Raw genomic sequence first — 17,029 nt, 5'->3', positions numbered from 1 at the left:
CCGACATTTTAAATGGCGTATTCTAACCGTCAAGCCTGGGTCCTTTTAATTGATGCTATCCGTTGAACAAATTCATCACTTCCAAACGCAAGGTTATTTGTTGTTAAAGAACTTTTGCCCTGCTGATATCTGGCTCACCATTCGAAAGGTCAGTGAGTCTCATCTTGAAAAACGCATTGCTCCCTATGAATTGGAAGCCGAACTGAATTACCCAGGCGCACCTGATAAAAACGCTTCAGGATCACACACTATTCGGCGACTGACGCAAGTATTCGATCGCGACTCCATTTTTCAACAATGGGCCAGCTCGTTACGTATATCTCAATTACTTGCTCATTTTATAGAGCAACCCCACTTGGTACGCGCACATCATAATTGTGTTATGACCAAACAACCTATGTTCAGCAGCGATAGCTGGTGGCATCAAGACTTGCGTTACTGGCGGTATTCGAAAGGTGAGCTGATTTCAACCTGGCTTGCGTTAGGTGAAGAAAATGAAAACAATGGCGGTCTGCAAGTAATCCCGGGCAGCCACCGAATGAAGCTGCAACCAGAACAATTCGATGAAGCCCGCTTTTTTCGACAAGACTTGCCTGAAAATAAAGCCATATTGGCACAAAAAGTGACTCTAATCATGAACGCAGGCGATGTGTTACTTTTTCATTGCCGCTTGTTGCATGCAGCAACTCGAAACCATACCGACCAAACCAAACTCGCGGCTGTATTTACGTATCGCTCGCTCGAAGACACCCCCATGCCAGGCTCTCGCTCAGCCAGTTTGCCAGACCAGCCGCTCATGAAAGAACCGGTACTTCTCGATTGACGCTCATCGGTCTCCTGCCAAAAAAAAACCTGGCAGGGCCCGACCGAGTGAACCTAAGCTGCCCCTAATGTTTGCAGCCACGCATCATCCGACTCTTCGGTAATGTCTTCAAACAGAAAAGTACTTAAGTATCGCTCGCCGGTGTCAGGCAACATGGCAAGAATGTTTGAGCCTGCGGGCGCTTGCTCAGCCACTTTCAAAGCAGTCGCAAATGTTCCGCCAGCGGAAATTCCGACAAAAATACCCTCTTCCCTCGCCAAAGCCAAAGCAGCATCTCGCGCAACAACGTCTTCAACCGGGATCACCTGATCAATCACTTCACGATTCATTACTTCAGGTATGAAATCTGGCGTCCACCCCTGTATTTTATGCGGCTGCCAATCCTTACCACTCAAAAGTGCAGCACCGGAAGGCTCCGTTCCAATCACTTTTACGTCAGGTCGAGCGACTTTTAATACTTCGCCAACACCAGTGATGGTACCCCCGGTCCCGTATCCGCTAACAAAATAGTCTAGGTTACGTCCGGCGAAATCTCGGAGTATTTCCGCAGCGGTCGTGTTTCGGTGATACGCCGGATTGGCTTCATTCTCAAATTGACGCGCCAGAAACCAACCATTTTTTTCTGCCAACTCTTCCGCTTTTCTCACCATACCGGTCGCTTTATCGGCTGCCGGAGTTAAAATGACTTTTGCGCCCAACGCCTTCATTAATTTGCGACGCTCAATAGAGAAAGTTTCCACCATAGTTGCAACAAATGGGTAACCTTTAGCAGCACAAACCATCGCCAAAGCGATTCCAGTATTTCCTGAAGTCGCCTCCACTACCGTTTGACCGGGCTTTAATAATCCTTTGCGCTCAGCGTCTTCAATGATGGCAATCGCCAGTCGGTCTTTCACCGAAGCCATAGGGTTAAACGCTTCCACTTTTACAAAAAGATCAACATGACGAGGGGCCAATCGATTAATTTTTACAATGGGAGTGTTTCCAATCGTTTGTAAAATATTCTCGTAAATCATTATTTTCTCCAGCGATAAAAAAGTGATTTCAATGCGATATAGTACATTAAATAACAAAAGGTTATGACCCAATACTATTCTGTACCTGTAAAGACATGCTGGTAACTGTACGGTCAGACACTTGTAGAAAGAAATAAAGGGATCGACTTAGCTCATAACTAATCGTTATGTTTTTTAAATATGAGTGTTGACTTATACGATTTGGTCATGTAGAAATAGCTTATAACTTGATTGGACATAAAGACATCCAGACAGATAGACATCCAATTAAGCGAACACAAAGGTTAACACAAGAAGACATGAGCAATAAGGCAAAACGAAACATAAAGCTACCTTATTGCGCAAAATACCGACAATAACATTTGGTTGTTTAAGGTATAACAAACAGGCATTAAAATTAAATGAAATACGTGATGACTACCCTCTTTAAAATGATCAAACCCGTGTGTATTTGGACATACACACAGGCTGGGCGGCCATCGCGATGAAAAAATAACGAACCGTTAAACGAATCACGAAAAGCCGCCAAGCCTAACAGCAACGCGGCTTTTTTTGTAAATAATGAATAACACAACCCTTAACAGCACAAAACTGGAGATAAAACATGACTATTTACGCAGTAAACAAAACTCTCAAACCCATTTGTTCTTTTACTAAACCCGCATACATGCACGCTTGGGCCACTGGACAGTCGAGACCACCAATAGATAATCAACGGGGGAGATAAAACATGAAACTTCAGCAGCTTCGTTACTTGCTGGCAATCGCCGAAAATGGACTTAACATCACCTCGGCTTCAGAAAAATTGTATACCTCTCAGCCTGGTGTCAGTAAACAATTAAAATTACTCGAAGAAGAACTTGGGTTACGACTTTTTTCTCGTAACGGCAAAAGCCTTGATGGCATAACCTATGCCGGTAACCTGGTTCTGGAAAAAGCAGCCAATATCATGCGCGAAGTCGATAATATTAAGCAACTCGCCCATGAGCTTCAAAATGAGCAAGAAGGCTCACTATCCATTGGTACAACTCATACTCAGGCACGTTATGTATTGCCCGATATTTTGCAAGCCTTCCGCAAACGCTATCCGGAAGTGAAACTTAATTTGCATCAAGGTACCTCTGAACAGATTTCTGAAATGATGAAAAACGGTTTGATCGACTTTGCTATTGCATCCAGCACCGGTGCCAAAAGTGTCGATACCGTTTCATTACCCTGCTATCACTGGGATCGAGCTATTTTAATGCCGCAAGACCATCCACTTACGAAGCTGGATGAAATAGAGCTCAATGATCTGGCTCAATACCCCATCATTACTTATGTCTTTAATCAAAATGGACAGTCATCCTTCCGTGATACTTTCGCCAAAGAAGGATTAACACCCAACATAGCCATTACCGCGCGTGATGCGGATGTGATCAAAACTTATGTACGTAAAGGGCTCGGAATTGGTGTTGCTGCATCTATGTCTTACGATCCGGAAGTGGATCACGACTTAGTCGCTGTGAGTACGCACGATATATTGCCGTCATGCACGACCTGGGTTGGTTTCAGAGAAGACCAATACATTCGCAGTTATATGTATGATTTCATTGAGATGCTTTCACCGCATTTGAACCGTACTACCGTTGATACTGCAGTAAATGAATATCGTCGTAACGGCTACATCAATTCCATTGATGAAAATAAACTGCCCTATCGGCTTATCGAACGCCCAAAGCCTAAAAACCGGTTGGCTGCTTAAGTCTGAATCGGTTTAAAACAAAAAAAGGCTGCCAAAGCAGCCTTTTTTGTTAATCAACCAGGAAAATATTTTTCCTTTTAACGAACACTACTCTTTGGTAATGGTAATTTTCTTAACGAGCTCTTCTTGAGGAATGTGACGCACCAGTTTAATTCTTAATAAACCGTGTTCCATTTTAGCGCTTTCCACTTCAACGTGATCAGCCAATCGAAAATGGCGTTCAAACGCACGCGTTGCAATTCCACGATAAAGGTATTGAACACTTTCATCGTCTTTATCGGTAATTTTGCCCGATACAGTTAACGTGTCTTTTTTAATACTGATATCGATATCGTCTTCTTTAAAACCGGCAACAGCCATCGTAATAATGTAATTGTGCTCACCAGACTTTTCGATATTGTATGGAGGGTATCCATTGGCATTGGCGTCTTCACGTTGAAAAACGTTTTCAAACAAATCGTTAAATCGATCGAAGCCAACAGATTGACGGAATAAGGGGGTTAAATTAAAACGTGTAGCCATGAGTTATCTCCTAATATATAGCAAGAATTTAAATGAAATTGTTAAACAACTTTCGGTTTACGAGACCCTTATCAGGCATCCCGTTAACTCATATATGGAGACCGTAAAAGACTTTTCAAGTGTAAGAATAAAATTTTTCGAAAATCTATAAAAACGCGCCTTAAGACGAACTTAAGACGCGCTCATATAAACCGAATCGAGAAATTTATTCTTCAAAAAAGAACTTTTCTGCACCGAATGCAGGTTTTAAATGATCCAACCAACTGGCTCGCTCGTCGTACTCGGCAAAGAAAGGACGCTGCACCCAATCCGGATCGCGCCCTTGAATGAATCGCAATGTTAGTAACTTCTCGCCATTAATTTCAGTAACTCCCTGCACTTCTACCTTTCCAGGTGAAGCACTCATAGAAGGCCCACGAGCAGTTCGACAAACACCAGAAACTTGCTTCTGAGCTTCTCGATAGATTTCCCAAGCATTCACTAACGGCACTTCAAAATAATGACGTGCGCCTGTATCTCGCTCAACAAACATGTAATAAGGGATGATGCCAAGAGATACTTGCTCTTGCCACATTTTGGCCCATACTTCGGCATTATCATTAATGCCTTTCAACAATGGGCCTTGGCTTCGAATTTCTGCACCGGTATTGCGAATTCTTGCAATCGCTTCTTTAGCAATATCAGTGGTCAACTCTTTCCAGTGGTTGTAGTGCGCCATTATAGCGACGTGTTTGCCTGCAGCGACAACCTGGGAAAGCAAGTCGAGTAACTCTTGCGAGTCATCGTCCGATACAAATCGGTAAGGCCAGAAGGTCAACGCTTTGGTACCAATTCGAATGGTTTTAATATGCTCCAGTTCCGGATCCAACATGGCCTCTAAATAACTTTTTAAAGCCTTAGTTTTCATTACCATGGGATCACCGCCGGTAAAGAGCACATCAGTGACTTCTTTGTGCTCTTTTAGATAACCCACCAATTGCTCCACTTCTTTAGAAGCAAATTTTAAATCTTTATCTCCAACAAACTGCGCCCAACGAAAGCAAAACGTACAATACGAATGACAGGTTTGGCCCTGAGTCGGGAAAAATAACACTGTTTGACGGTATTTGTGCTGAATTCCCTGAACGGGTTCGCCATTGTAAAAAGGAACATTCAATTCCATCTGCCCCGCAGGGTGAGGATTTAAACCTTCACGAATACGATCTACGTGTTGCTTCATCGCTGCTTTATCGCCTTCATCGTAGGCTTGAGCTAACTGTTCAAAGTCGTCCTCTTCCAACATCGCCCTTTGCGGAAATGTCAGACGAAACATGGCGCATTGTTGCCAGTTTTCCCAGTCAATCAACTCGTTGATAACATACTCGTTGACTCGAAAGGGAAAAACCAAAGCGGACACTTCCACGCCACGGCGCGCATCTTCTGGTAATTGCATGAATTGTGGAATTTTTGACAATTGGCGTTGAGTAAACACCGTGAGTTTTGGCGCATTGTCTAAATCAATTGGATAATAATTGTCGGTAAGCTGAACCGCTTTATTCATAAACTACTCTAACCTTATGTAATTTTTAAGAAAACTCTTTGGCGATGAAAATTAAGTTCACCGAGTTTTGAAAGTAACGAATCGATGTAACAATCGAGAATTGAACGAAATTTGGACAAGGGATCCTAACCAATTACGTGACTAGTTTCAAATTTACTTACCGTAACGATTAATATTTTTTATAGATACTAAGCGCTTAAACGGTTAAAATATCACCTTCGCTCGCGCCTATGTTTCTGATTTTCAATGAAAAAAATTCTACTCTCCACCCTAAACGCAAAATATATTCATGCCAACCTTGGATTGCGATACCTTTACGCTAACCTAGCCGAATTGCAAAAAGAAGCTGCAATCCATGAGTTCACAATTAAAACGCGACCCATTGATATTGTTGAAGAAATGCTTGCCTACGAGCCGGAAATTATCGGCTTAGGTGTCTATATCTGGAATATCGAAGAAACCTATGCGGTGGTCGCGCAGCTCAAAACCATAGCGCCAAAAATTAAGGTGGTTTTAGGTGGACCAGAAGTAAGTTACGAATCCGATAGCCACCCGGTTGCCAAACTGGCGGATTACATTGTGACTGGTGCAGCAGACTTAAGCTTTTATCAGCTTTGTCAGCAAATTCTAAGTAAAACAGCGCCAGTGAATAACTTAGTCCAGTCAAAACCCATCAAACTCAGCGATTTAAAGTTTCCGTATCAATATTACACCGATGAAGACCTGGCCCATCGCCTGATTTATGTAGAGGCATCGCGTGGCTGTCCATTTAAGTGCGAATTTTGCTTATCTGCCTTAGATAAAACCAGTTATCCATTCAGTCTTGAAGCGTTTTTAGCGGAAATGGACGCCTTGTACCAGCGTGGAGCTCGTCACTTTAAATTTGTCGATCGTACATTTAATTTAAAAATTGCGACCACTTTAAAAATTCTCGATTTCTTTCTTGAGAAATTAAACGACGAATTGTTTTTGCACTTCGAAGTAATCCCGGATCATTTACCGGAAGCGCTCAAACAAGCTTTACAGCAATTCCCTCCCGGAAGTTTGCAATTTGAAATTGGCATACAAACATTTAACAGCGATGTACAAAGTCTGATCAGTCGTAAACAAAACAATGATAAGTCAAAAGCAAACCTGATTTGGTTGAGACAAAACACCCATGCGCATATTCATGCTGATCTCATCTTTGGACTTCCGGGTGAAACATTAGAAACGTTCGCAGAGAGCTTTAATCAACTTTACGCGTGTCAACCGCACGAAATTCAAATGGGTATTTTAAAACGATTAAAAGGAAGCCCCATCATTCGGCACACTCAAGAGTTTGATATGAAATACAACCCGTTACCACCGTACAATATTTTGAGCAATGATCGGGTGACCTTTTCAACCATGCAACAAATCAACCGTTTTGCGCGGTACTGGGATATGATCGGAAATTCGGGACGATTCAAACACAGTTTGCCTTATTTAATCGAAAGCAACCCCTTTGATCGGTTTATGCAATTGACCGATTGGTTGTTTGCACAAACGCAACAAACGCATCAAATTAACTTAAAACGCTTATTTGAGCTATTGCTGAATGTCGATCAACTTTTCCATGACATGGATTTACACACCTTCACGGATTTGTTGCTCATAGATTATGAAAAAACCAAACTCAAAGGCCGCTTAATAAATAACGAGAAATCCATGACACCCGTCAACAGCCATAAAAATCGTGCTCAACGTCAATTACGACACCTTTAAAACTTGAACGGGAACAAACGATGACACTGGAAAGTATTGCTTTTAAAGCCATGATATATCTGGCGCTTACTTTTATCATAGTTATTGGACTGCTTGTACTGGTTGGCCTCATTTATTTTGTTATAGATAAAACACAAACGCGTCACACCATTCGCCGCAATTACCCTGTCATAGGTCGCTTTCGCTATTGGTTCGAGCATTTAGGAGAGTTTTTTCGGCAATACTTTTTTGCAATGGATCGCGAAGAACTTCCCTTTAATCGTGCAGAACGCAGCTGGGTTTATAAGGCAGCAAAAAACGTAAATCGTACCATAGCCTTTGGCTCCACTCGTGACCTATCACAACCCGGTACGGTTCTATTTATGAACTCTGCTTTCCCAACGATGGAAGAAGACGTTACACCTGTTCGACCTCTCATTATAGGTCCAAATTGTAAACAGCCCTTTGAGGCGCGTTCTTTTTTCAATATTTCCGGTATGAGTTACGGTGCTTTATCGCGTCCAGCAATCGAGGCGTTATCGCTTGGCGCAGCAGAAGCAGGATGCTGGTTGAACACAGGTGAAGGTGGATTGTCACAATATCATTTAGCAGGAAACTGCGATCTGGTTATGCAAATAGGCACAGCAAAGTATGGTGTACGCGATGCAGAAGGCAACCTGAGTGACGAACGTTTAAAAACGATCGCAAATTACCCGCAAGTCAAAATGTTTGAACTGAAGTTAAGTCAAGGTGCAAAACCCGGAAAAGGCGGCATTTTACCAGCCGATAAAGTAACAGAAGAAATTGCGGAAATTCGGGGTATTACCGCCGGCCAAGCTTCGGTTTCCCCCAACCGACACCCCGACGTGAAAACCGTGAGTGACTTACTCGACTTACTCAATCACATTCGTACGGTTACCGGCAAACCAGTGGGATTTAAAGCGGTAATTGGAGACGCACTTTGGTTACTTCAACTGTTCGATTGCATTCATCAACGTGGTATCGATTCGGCCCCGGACTTTATCACGATTGACAGCGCGGATGGCGGCACTGGTGCTGCACCACAACCTTTGATGGATTACGTCGGTTTGACGATTAATGAAAGCCTTCCGGTTGTTGTTAAATTGTTGAAACAGCACCAATTACGCGATCGTATTCGGGTCATTGTCTCTGGAAAAATGATTACACCTTCACGTGTCGCATGGGCATTGTGTATGGGGGCAGATTTTGTCGTTTCGGCGCGCGGCTTTATGTTTTCATTAGGTTGTATTCAGGCATTACAATGTAACAAGAATACCTGTCCAACGGGAATAACCACGCACAATCCTAAACTACAAAAAGGATTAGTGGTGAAAGATAAATTTAAAAGAGTGGCTAACTACCATAAGTATATCGAATACGATGTGCGTATGATCGCCCATTCTTGCGGCGTAAACGATCCACGAGAGCTAACACGCGACCACATTCGAATCGTTCAGGAAAATGGCCTTTCTAAACCAGCCAATGAACTTTAATTGGCATCGAATTTGTTGTTTCTCTCTATGCCAATTCCGCCAGTTGCTCGTTCAAATAATTGGCAATATCAACACTTTCGTACATCCAGGTTTCTTGATCGCCATTAATAATACGTAAACAAGGAACCTGTGTTTTTCCACCACCGACCAACAGCTCATTACGATATTCTGTGTTTTCTAAAATATTCTTTAAGCGAACATGCTGTTGCAAATTGGAAGTTTCACGTAAAACGTACTGGCAGTAAGGGCAAGAAGGAAAGTAATACAGTTCGAAACGGCTCATAGTAACATCTCTTAGAGTAACTTATGGTTGAAAAATTAGTCAACGACTCATCAGGCGCGTATTCTGCAGCAAATGGCAGGAAAAAGAAACTGGTAAAAAGGACAGCTAAATTTAACAGGCAATGAGAATGGAAAAACACAAGCTGTTGCCACATGAGCACCACAACAATGTAAGCTCGAGTTAGATAATCGAGATCTAATAAACAAATATTAATTACAAATCGGCTTACCGAACAAAAGGAACGGCATGGAAATCAAGCCGTTTTGCTTCCCAGGCTTCAAAGTGATGTCTCGCAACATAATAAAGCTGACCATGGGTCGAATCATCATGTCGCAACTGGTAATGTTTAATTTTGGAATTACGGCGATATCGTTCAGCAATTTTACGTATTTCTTTTTTATCGTCGTTTTTTAGCACTAATATCCATTTTGCTTTTGGAACATTAAAACGCCCCGTCGCTTTCGCCTCGCCCCCTAGCCGTTTTACCCATTGCCGCCAATGCGTGCCGTGTCCTCGTTCCGCATGATTTTCCCAAGCCAATGCATGTGCAACTTCGTGAAGTAGTGTATCTTTCACGACTGACCAATTATTCAAAGCAATGTGATTCAGGCTAATGGCGATTCTTTTTTTCATTGGGTAACACACACCCGCACGACGTTTAGCATGATCAAACTTTAAAGCCCAGCCACTCAGCTCCACGTATTGGTGTTGTAAAGCGTTAAAGTGCTGTTGCAATTTTTCAATCAAAACACATAAAGTCCGTAATATAAAGTTGCAAGCAACATATCAATGATGTCCAATAGACTCAAGTCATTTCAACACATGGAAAAAACATGGCCAAAGGCTTAAAACAACATCAACAGCATCAGCACAGCTTGTCTTTGCTTGGAAAAGATCTGGCTCGCCGTTCTGGTCGAAAATGCGAATTATGCCAACAAGCGGGAGTAAGTTTAAGTGCCTTTGAAGTATTACCCAGTAATGAACCTGAATTGGATCACTGCTTATTTATATGCGAAATCTGCGAAAAGCAAATACGCACAATCCCAAAATTAGATGAAAATCATTGGCACTGCTTAAACCACAGTGTTTGGAGCCAAGTTCCACTCGTACAAGCGACCGCTCTGACTTTATTGGAAATACTCAACACCGACTGGTCAAAAAGCTTACTTGAACAAGTTTATCTAGATGATGAGATGGAGAAGCTCCTCCAAGAAGTTAAAAAATCTCTTTCTTGAATTATCCTGCTCGTTTCAGCTTTCTCTGATTGAAAATTACCCATCCTGTTCTAGATTAGAAAAAGACTGAAGTGGGTTTTTATCATGAAAAGAGATTCTCTATTCAACAGAATTGGTGGTGAAGCTGCAGTTGAAGCTGCGGTTAATCGATTCTATGAAAAGTTTCTTAAACATGAAGATATTCGAGGGTACTTCAAGAATGTATCCATTCCCGATCAACAATACAAGATCCGAATGTTTTTCACCCAAGTAATGGGTGGGCCATGTGATTATAGTACTCGAGATATACGAAAAGCCCATGCACCACTCGTGGAAAAGGGTCTCAGCGATCATCATGTTGATCTGTTTATTTTTTTAATGAAGCAGGCCCTGGAGGAACTGGATATTCCCTCTATTTTTATCGAAGAGTTTTTAGAAGTTGCTAACTCCTTTCGAGACGATGTATTAAATCGGCCAGAGAAAAACCAGGAAAAGGTGCACAATGGTTAACTCTCTATATCCAGAAATAATGGCCTACTCCTAATAGTTTTTCATACTGCGCGTTATATTCACCTGTAAATGCCGATAACAAATTGCCCTACAGTTTATCACGTGGTTGAAATGCCTTCTTATTCTTTTCGGAATGGTCTTTTAATAATCGAGGCGGTTGACTTAATAGCTAATATCAAGATTTACCCCCCTTGCCAGGTTTCTTTAGTCTAGTTCTTATGGGACTTTCAGATAAAAGCCGAGCCTCCATTAAATGATTCCATAATGTCAAAATTACGGCTGGAGTTAGAAAAAGAATCAAGTTAGCAATGAACGCAAGTTCGAATAAATAATGACATAGAACTAAAATACTAACACCCAATACTGCAAACCAAAAACTCAAATCTAACGTACGCTTTAACAACCTAAAGTTATATACCGGAACCAGCTCTTCGCTACAGCCCGAGCACTTTACGCTCTCTCCATCCTCAAAATTCGAGTAACTGAGAGGCTCGGCTTCAAATATAGCTTTACAATTTCCACATAAATACTTATCCATAAAACCAAATTCTTTCAGGAGACCCACAACTCAAAACCAATAATCACAGATTTCACCTTGACCAACAAGTGCAAACAGATATAAAACTTCAACCTTTAAGGTATGGGTGTCCAGACTTAACCAACCTTCTCTCGCAGACAAAATCCACACCGGTAAGTTAGGAAATCAGTTCAAGCGCTGGGAAATTGAAAAGAAGTGTTGGTCCGGTATCAATAAACTCACCATTCCGCCTGCGCTCGACTTACTTGAAAACCACCATTGGCTGAGAAGCGAAGAGGTAAAAACAGGCGGACGACCTTCTACGGTTTATCACGTCAATCCTCATGCATTGAATTTTCATTAAAACGCCCAGTTATCGAACCCCAAAAACCGGAAAAAGTATTCAGGAGACCCATATGTTAAAAACTGCAGAGTGTGAAAGAACAGGAAGAGTCATTTCAATCAATGACGGTTATCTGGTCGCTTGCCGCCGAACAGGAAAGTGGCAGTTCGTTTGTGAAGAAGCACCAGAATACCCCTTTCAAGAAAAGAGCTTCCGACTGTCCGATTTTGTAAAAAGTCCTATTGAGTTAATCGACTGGCTCATGTATTTGTCGGCTCACACTTGGTTCGACCCAAACGTGTTTTTTGAGTTCATCCATAAGCTTTGGAGCGATAACCAGCCGAAGCGTAACCATTCAATAGACTTTTCAAAAATCTTCATTGATTGTGAGCCTTATATGAAACTTAAAAATAGCTCAACTAACTAAAATAGCATCAAGATTTAGGCTGGGTTTTAATCCAGCCGTTTCAGGCTTCGGTACTACAGTAATAAAACGGCCGTAAAACACCTAAACCCTACCGCCGCTAATTTGGAAAAGCTACGATGGCAAAAAAGCACGCTACAACCACTTTTCTTTAAAGTACAAGTTCGGATTATTTTCTATTTGTATTAGATACTCTCTCATTGTGCCTTTATTCGCACTGCTTAACTTGTCTTTGTCCATTGTCCCATCGTCTTCCCAGCCACAATAATTACAAATATCATATCCTGTCCCTAGCTCAACATCATATATTTCATTTAATGTTTTTTTGTGGCAGCAAGGGCAAGGAAACAAATCTTTAACAACTCCTTCAACCTCAACTGTTACTCCTGTTAAAGCTTCATAGACATCGGCTAAAAAGCCATTACTTACACCTTGGTATTGCTCGGCAATAGCATCTATGAGCTCAGCTTCCTTATCTTCGCCTTCAAAACCAAAGTCTTCTAAAAAATCTTTTATTTGATTTTCACTGCACAATAGCAATCGAGATTTAGCGATTACTTCGAAAACACTCTTCCTATAAATTTTCATATTAAAACTGCCCCGCATCTTTCAGAACATTGATCACTTCATCATCAGTCCGTCCATCCCACTTATAAAATGTCTTTATTTTTCCTCCTTTATGAGTGCCAACAAAGACCGTATTTGTAGTTGGTTCAAAGCGATAAAGAAAAGCACCATTTACAGTTTCTAATAACTCTCCATTATTTTGTCTAGTACCAAACTCTAGAGCCATTTCACTATATTCTTTAGCTGAACTCGCTCCGAATTCAGCACCATGCTTTTCAAAATGGTCCTTGAGTTTTCCTTTCGACCAAAGTTGTTTTCCAGGTATGAATTCCGTTGCATTCCTTAAATTTTTCACTCCTTTCAATGACGCAGCTGTTGCATCCCCAACAACGGGAACCATTCCGACAACAGCAGCAGTTACATTAATCGCAGAAGGCTCTTCAACAGCTTCGGCTATCCCTTTAGCATCGCCTACAACCGGAGTAAAGTCTAATATTGTGGAAAGAGGATATTTTTCTGCGAAAGTGCCGCTGACATCGACACCCGCAGCATTTCTTCTATGACCGCTTGTATAGTTGCAACCTGACTGATCTGCTCTACCACATCCCCGACTGAGCGCTGAGTTATAGGCAACTTTACCCTCCCCTCCAGCAACCTGCCCATCTCCAACATTAGGCTTCGCACTAGCGTTTGCCATAGCGGCATTCACTTGCTTCACACCTTCTTTCACATTCGAAAGTAAGTTGTTAACAGCACCAGCAGCTACGCTCCGGGCGCCGCCATCGCCTCCTTTCATTCCGGTGATTGAAACGTTATCGCCCTCTCCGCCAACAGTTACTTCTACTTTATGCTTAATGCGACTGCCCGCTTTGGTCACGGTCATAGTAAAAGTTTTTTGGGTTGTAGTAATGTCAGCTTCATGCTCCGAACCCGTTTCTGAAGTGTATCCACTCGGATCCGTACCAGCCAACGGATTGTTCATAATGTACGAATATGGATTCATACTCTGACTGTTGCCCGGACTCTGTATAAACGGATCCACACTCAGAAATCGTCCAAGATTATAGTCATACGCCCGCCCATTCATATGAATCAGTTGTGCATCGTCCATATGCTCGTGGTCAGTGAAACCGCGAGTGTTAGAAAGGTAAGCTGTTTTTTAAAGAACGAAACCGATGGGTTGCATCGGCTTTGGAGCTAAGTGGTGGCTGTCCTGTCTTTGTCCTTTTCAAGATTTAGGCTGGGTTTTAATCCAGCCATTTCAGGCTTCGGTACTACAGTAATAAAACGGCCGTAAAACACCTAAACCCTACCGCCGCTAATTTAGAAAAGCTACGATGGTAATTTAGCGCTCTACATTTAATCATGAAATGTCTCCTGGCCAAAAGCTCAGGAGACTTGCTTATGGGTGGGTACTTACCGATTTAAACACTTCACTCATAAGTTGCACCGGCATCCAACAAATCAGCCATAAGTTTCCATTTTGATACTTTTGAAATGTCTTTTCCTTCATGCTCATAATATTTTTCAGCTGACTCTGAAAAAGCATGCATTGCTTCTAAAAAACTAAAAAGTTCTTTATTTTCCCAAGTGCTAGATAAAGTATCAAAGTTATCTAAAATAATATTAAGATAAAGAGAAAAGTCTTCTTGTGAATTTATTCTATCCTTTATATCCATCAGAGTGCTTTCCATACCCACTACATCATTGAGCTTTTTATATTCTTCAAACTTATTTACCAAACTTAAAGTGTTCATTGGTTGAAGCTCCTTCGCGCTTTCAATATATTCTTTTGAATATAACGCTATAGTCCAAATTAAAACCCCAACAAAAGATAATTTCAACTTCAAAGAACGAAACCGATGGGTTGCATCGGCTTTGGAACTAAGGGGAATGTTTGGACTTAACTACAACTCTATTAGTCATGGATGTCCCAACTACGTGTCTCTACTAACACAAAATTAATGCTAATTGCTATTTTCAACCAAAGATACTTTACTCGCTTGAACAACTCCAGTTTTACTAGTCATCCATCCTAATCCAACATACTCGCTTGTATATTTACGAAACTTCCCAGAAACTTTAACAATTTTTGAGTTCATTTCTGAAGTTACGTTATCATCCTTAGCGTTAAAAAAAACAACGTCAAGATAGCTTTCATTGTCAGTACTTTCAGGATATAAATATAAATGCCCTAATTCATTAATCTTCAGCCTTCCTTTTAACTCAATATTTTTCAAGTCATATGAAGTAGGCATTTCAATCACATCATTTACATTTAAAACCGCCAGTTGCTCACAGGCCATAGTCGAAAATGTAAAAAGTAAGAGCATTAGACATCGAAATTTATTAATCATTTTCTATACTCCAAATAGTATGTTTTTGCCATATTTAAAATATGATCATTGTTTGGTTTCCAGTTATCTTGAACAAACGCACCAAAGTCGGAATCTCCACCACCTATATATTCTATGATTGGGTTTTCATAAGTACCATATATTATATACTTGTATCCATCTTGAGTAATTATTGCACTTGTGAAAGGTCCTCCTTTTAAAAGCATCGGACTTGCATCTCCTGGCCCTGGAATATTTCTAGATAAAGCCGCTATTTTTTGACTAGTTCCTCTTAACCTCTTAGTACGGCTCAATGCTTGTGGCTCTACATGAGTATGGCCGATCATAGTTGTACCTTCCGGTACTTCACTAGATTCAATTACACAGTCAGAGCCTCCCGAGCATCCTCTCTGGGAAGTCCCTAATATTTTTCCTTCATCTGACATATAAAATTTTGTTTCCTTATTTTTATCTCCTTTAAATCGCTTGGAGTTCACATTAAGTAATGCCACTTTTTGCTTTTCTGTGGGTTTTGTTTTTTTAACTGTATCGCTTTTATTAGATCCTTCATTATTCTCCCCACTTTCCTGAACCTGCCCCTGCTGAGGCGTTTGCTCAACTTCAGTATTCCCGTCGCCTTTTTCATTGGTGTTTTCATTTGAGTCTTTCGGTGGATTTTTTTCTTGTTGCCGTTTTAAAGCATCATTAACATTTTTCGTTTGTGAGTTGTTATCGTCATTGTCATTACCACTGTCAATATTAAACGAGTTTTTACGAACTCCTTCAATACTCCCGCTTGTAAAATATCGATAATGCCACCAGCTTTTACGTACAGAAACATACCCACTCGGATCCGTACCAGCCAACGGATTGTTCATGATGTAACTGTACGGGTTCATTGACTGACTGTTACCCGGACTCTGTATAAACGGGTCCACACTCAGAAATCGTCCAAGGTTGTAATCGTACGCCCGCCCATTCATATGAATCAGTTGTGCATCGTCCATATGCTCGTGGTCGGTGAAACCGCGAGTGTTAGAAAGGTAAGCTGGTTTTTAAAGAACGAAGCCGATGGTTTGCATCGGCTTTGGTACTAAGTGGTGGCTGTCCTGCCTTAACTTCCAATACTTCTACTATTCATTAGGACTTACAGCTTTCAGTATCAATGAATTAGATTTAAGCACACATTGCTTTTGAGACTCATACGCATTGTTCGAACTTATATATTGAACGGATACACTATCAAATTTATTGTCAACAGGAAAATCATAGTGCTTGATTAAATCGATCGTGCAAATCAACCTCTCACCAATAGTTATTTTAAAGTGTTTAGGTTGATAAACATCCTTTGCATTTATAAGCATCCCTGGGGTTGCTTCAATCTCTTTATTGTTTCTTGCATCTGTAAAAACAAATAAATTCTTAAATACAAATGTTTCATGACAAACATTTCCTGTAAACATATAAAAGTCGACTTCACTTTCATTTCTAAATTCAAGTTTCACTTGAGTTAAGCTTTCACCTGTCAAATTTACACTTAGATTGCAGTTTGTAATATTAGCCTGGGTTGCACTACAAGATATCAATTGTACTGATGCTAAGATCTTGAGCAAGCTTTTTACCATTTTGGATCTCCTACTCTACTATCTAATATATAGTAACCCCAATTGTCGGCGTCATTATAAGCTGGAATTGGCTCATCGTGATAACCATCTTCTGTTCCATACTGGTGACTTACTTCATGTATTAATGTTTGAAGCTTTGCATATCTATCCATACCAAAGAAATTCTCAGAAACAACATACACGTTAGAGTCACCAGGTATTACGTAAACGTCCGAGCAAACACACACTTGACTTAACCGTTCAACTCAACATTCCACGGCATTAACGGTTCTAAGTCATCAGGCTGTTTCGGAAGCTCGTTCAGTACATGCATTAAATAATAAAAG

17 protein-coding genes and 2 pseudogenes are annotated in these 17,029 nt (G+C 41.1%); 8 read left to right on the top strand and 11 right to left on the bottom strand.

The window, feature by feature from the left end; translation table 11 throughout:
• Window positions 1-52 precede the first annotated feature (52 nt).
• Window positions 53-823: a phytanoyl-CoA dioxygenase family protein gene (locus ACTUJY_RS11240; protein WP_463616350.1), complete on the top strand. Its 771-nt coding sequence runs from the start codon at window positions 53-55 to the stop codon at window positions 821-823.
• A 53-nt stretch (window positions 824-876) separates the two neighbouring features.
• On the opposite strand, the gene cysK is transcribed toward ACTUJY_RS11240, so the two are convergent.
• Window positions 877-1,839, bottom strand: a complete 963-nt coding sequence (gene cysK / locus ACTUJY_RS11235) for a cysteine synthase A (protein ID WP_463616183.1) — start codon at window positions 1,837-1,839, stop codon at window positions 877-879.
• 730 nt (window positions 1,840-2,569) lie between these two features.
• Between cysK and ACTUJY_RS11230 the strand changes: the two genes are divergently transcribed.
• Window positions 2,570-3,583: a LysR substrate-binding domain-containing protein gene (locus tag ACTUJY_RS11230; protein ID WP_463616182.1), complete on the top strand. Its 1,014-nt coding sequence runs from the start codon at window positions 2,570-2,572 to the stop codon at window positions 3,581-3,583.
• Between the two features lie 87 nt (window positions 3,584-3,670).
• On the opposite strand, the gene ACTUJY_RS11225 is transcribed toward ACTUJY_RS11230, so the two are convergent.
• Window positions 3,671-4,105: an Hsp20 family protein gene (locus tag ACTUJY_RS11225; RefSeq protein WP_463616181.1), complete on the bottom strand. Its 435-nt coding sequence runs from the start codon at window positions 4,103-4,105 to the stop codon at window positions 3,671-3,673.
• Between the two features lie 205 nt (window positions 4,106-4,310).
• On the bottom strand, window positions 4,311-5,645 hold the full coding sequence (locus tag ACTUJY_RS11220) for a KamA family radical SAM protein (RefSeq protein WP_463616180.1): 1,335 nt from the start codon (window positions 5,643-5,645) through the stop codon (window positions 4,311-4,313).
• A 246-nt stretch (window positions 5,646-5,891) separates the two neighbouring features.
• Between ACTUJY_RS11220 and ACTUJY_RS11215 the strand changes: the two genes are divergently transcribed.
• Window positions 5,892-7,391: a B12-binding domain-containing radical SAM protein gene (locus tag ACTUJY_RS11215; protein WP_463616179.1), complete on the top strand. Its 1,500-nt coding sequence runs from the start codon at window positions 5,892-5,894 to the stop codon at window positions 7,389-7,391.
• Window positions 7,392-7,411: 20 nt separating this feature from the next.
• A complete protein-coding gene (locus ACTUJY_RS11210) occupies window positions 7,412-8,884 on the top strand; it encodes an FMN-binding glutamate synthase family protein (protein ID WP_463616178.1) in 1,473 nt (490 codons plus the stop codon).
• A gap of 25 nt (window positions 8,885-8,909) precedes the next feature.
• Here the strand turns inward: ACTUJY_RS11210 and ACTUJY_RS11205 are convergent, their stop codons facing one another.
• Window positions 8,910-9,167: a glutathione S-transferase N-terminal domain-containing protein gene (locus ACTUJY_RS11205; RefSeq protein ID WP_463616177.1), complete on the bottom strand. Its 258-nt coding sequence runs from the start codon at window positions 9,165-9,167 to the stop codon at window positions 8,910-8,912.
• A 225-nt stretch (window positions 9,168-9,392) separates the two neighbouring features.
• On the bottom strand, window positions 9,393-9,914 hold the full coding sequence (locus ACTUJY_RS11200; protein WP_463616176.1) for a SprT-like domain-containing protein: 522 nt from the start codon (window positions 9,912-9,914) through the stop codon (window positions 9,393-9,395).
• Window positions 9,915-10,000: 86 nt separating this feature from the next.
• Here ACTUJY_RS11200 and ACTUJY_RS11195 point away from each other — a divergent pair, with 86 nt between their 5' ends.
• The 4 genes from ACTUJY_RS11195 to ACTUJY_RS11180 all read left to right on the top strand — a co-directional run bounded on the left by ACTUJY_RS11195 (window position 10,001) and on the right by ACTUJY_RS11180 (window position 12,178).
• Window positions 10,001-10,402 (top strand): phnA protein, encoded by a 402-nt coding sequence (locus tag ACTUJY_RS11195; RefSeq protein ID WP_463616175.1) that lies wholly within the window; start codon window positions 10,001-10,003, stop codon window positions 10,400-10,402.
• A gap of 84 nt (window positions 10,403-10,486) precedes the next feature.
• Window positions 10,487-10,891 (top strand): truncated hemoglobin, encoded by a 405-nt coding sequence (locus ACTUJY_RS11190; RefSeq protein ID WP_463616174.1) that lies wholly within the window; start codon window positions 10,487-10,489, stop codon window positions 10,889-10,891.
• A 644-nt stretch (window positions 10,892-11,535) separates the two neighbouring features.
• Window positions 11,536-11,772 (top strand): hypothetical protein, encoded by a 237-nt coding sequence (locus ACTUJY_RS11185; RefSeq protein WP_463616173.1) that lies wholly within the window; start codon window positions 11,536-11,538, stop codon window positions 11,770-11,772.
• A gap of 52 nt (window positions 11,773-11,824) precedes the next feature.
• The gene (locus ACTUJY_RS11180; RefSeq protein WP_463616172.1) at window positions 11,825-12,178 is read left to right on the top strand and encodes a hypothetical protein; all 354 of its coding nucleotides are present in this window, start codon (window positions 11,825-11,827) and stop codon (window positions 12,176-12,178) included.
• Between the two features lie 132 nt (window positions 12,179-12,310).
• Here ACTUJY_RS11180 and ACTUJY_RS11175 read toward each other — a convergent pair whose 3' ends face one another.
• The 6 genes and pseudogenes from ACTUJY_RS11175 to ACTUJY_RS11150 all read right to left on the bottom strand — a co-directional run bounded on the left by ACTUJY_RS11175 (window position 12,311) and on the right by ACTUJY_RS11150 (window position 16,703).
• The gene (locus ACTUJY_RS11175; protein ID WP_463616171.1) at window positions 12,311-12,763 is read right to left on the bottom strand and encodes a CPCC family cysteine-rich protein; all 453 of its coding nucleotides are present in this window, start codon (window positions 12,761-12,763) and stop codon (window positions 12,311-12,313) included.
• 1 nt (window position 12,764) lies between these two features.
• A pseudogene (locus tag ACTUJY_RS11170) lies at window positions 12,765-13,877 on the bottom strand (RHS repeat-associated core domain-containing protein); the annotation flags it as partial.
• A 298-nt stretch (window positions 13,878-14,175) separates the two neighbouring features.
• The gene (locus ACTUJY_RS11165) at window positions 14,176-14,499 is read right to left on the bottom strand and encodes a DUF7660 family protein (protein WP_463616170.1); all 324 of its coding nucleotides are present in this window, start codon (window positions 14,497-14,499) and stop codon (window positions 14,176-14,178) included.
• A gap of 210 nt (window positions 14,500-14,709) precedes the next feature.
• Complete coding sequence (locus tag ACTUJY_RS11160; protein ID WP_463616169.1) at window positions 14,710-15,099, bottom strand: hypothetical protein; 390 nt, start codon at window positions 15,097-15,099, stop codon at window positions 14,710-14,712.
• Window positions 15,096-16,106, bottom strand: a pseudogene (locus ACTUJY_RS11155) (RHS repeat-associated core domain-containing protein); the annotation flags it as partial. The pseudogene ACTUJY_RS11155 and the gene ACTUJY_RS11160, both read right to left, overlap by 4 nt.
• A 105-nt stretch (window positions 16,107-16,211) precedes the next feature.
• Window positions 16,212-16,703 (bottom strand): hypothetical protein, encoded by a 492-nt coding sequence (locus tag ACTUJY_RS11150; RefSeq protein ID WP_463616168.1) that lies wholly within the window; start codon window positions 16,701-16,703, stop codon window positions 16,212-16,214.
• Between the last annotated feature and the right edge of the window lie 326 nt (window positions 16,704-17,029).

This window comes from Pleionea sp. WD8-19, from assembly GCF_055326765.1.
The sequence above is the reverse complement of the archived record's forward strand: the minus strand, read 5'-3'. Positions and strand labels throughout refer to the sequence as shown.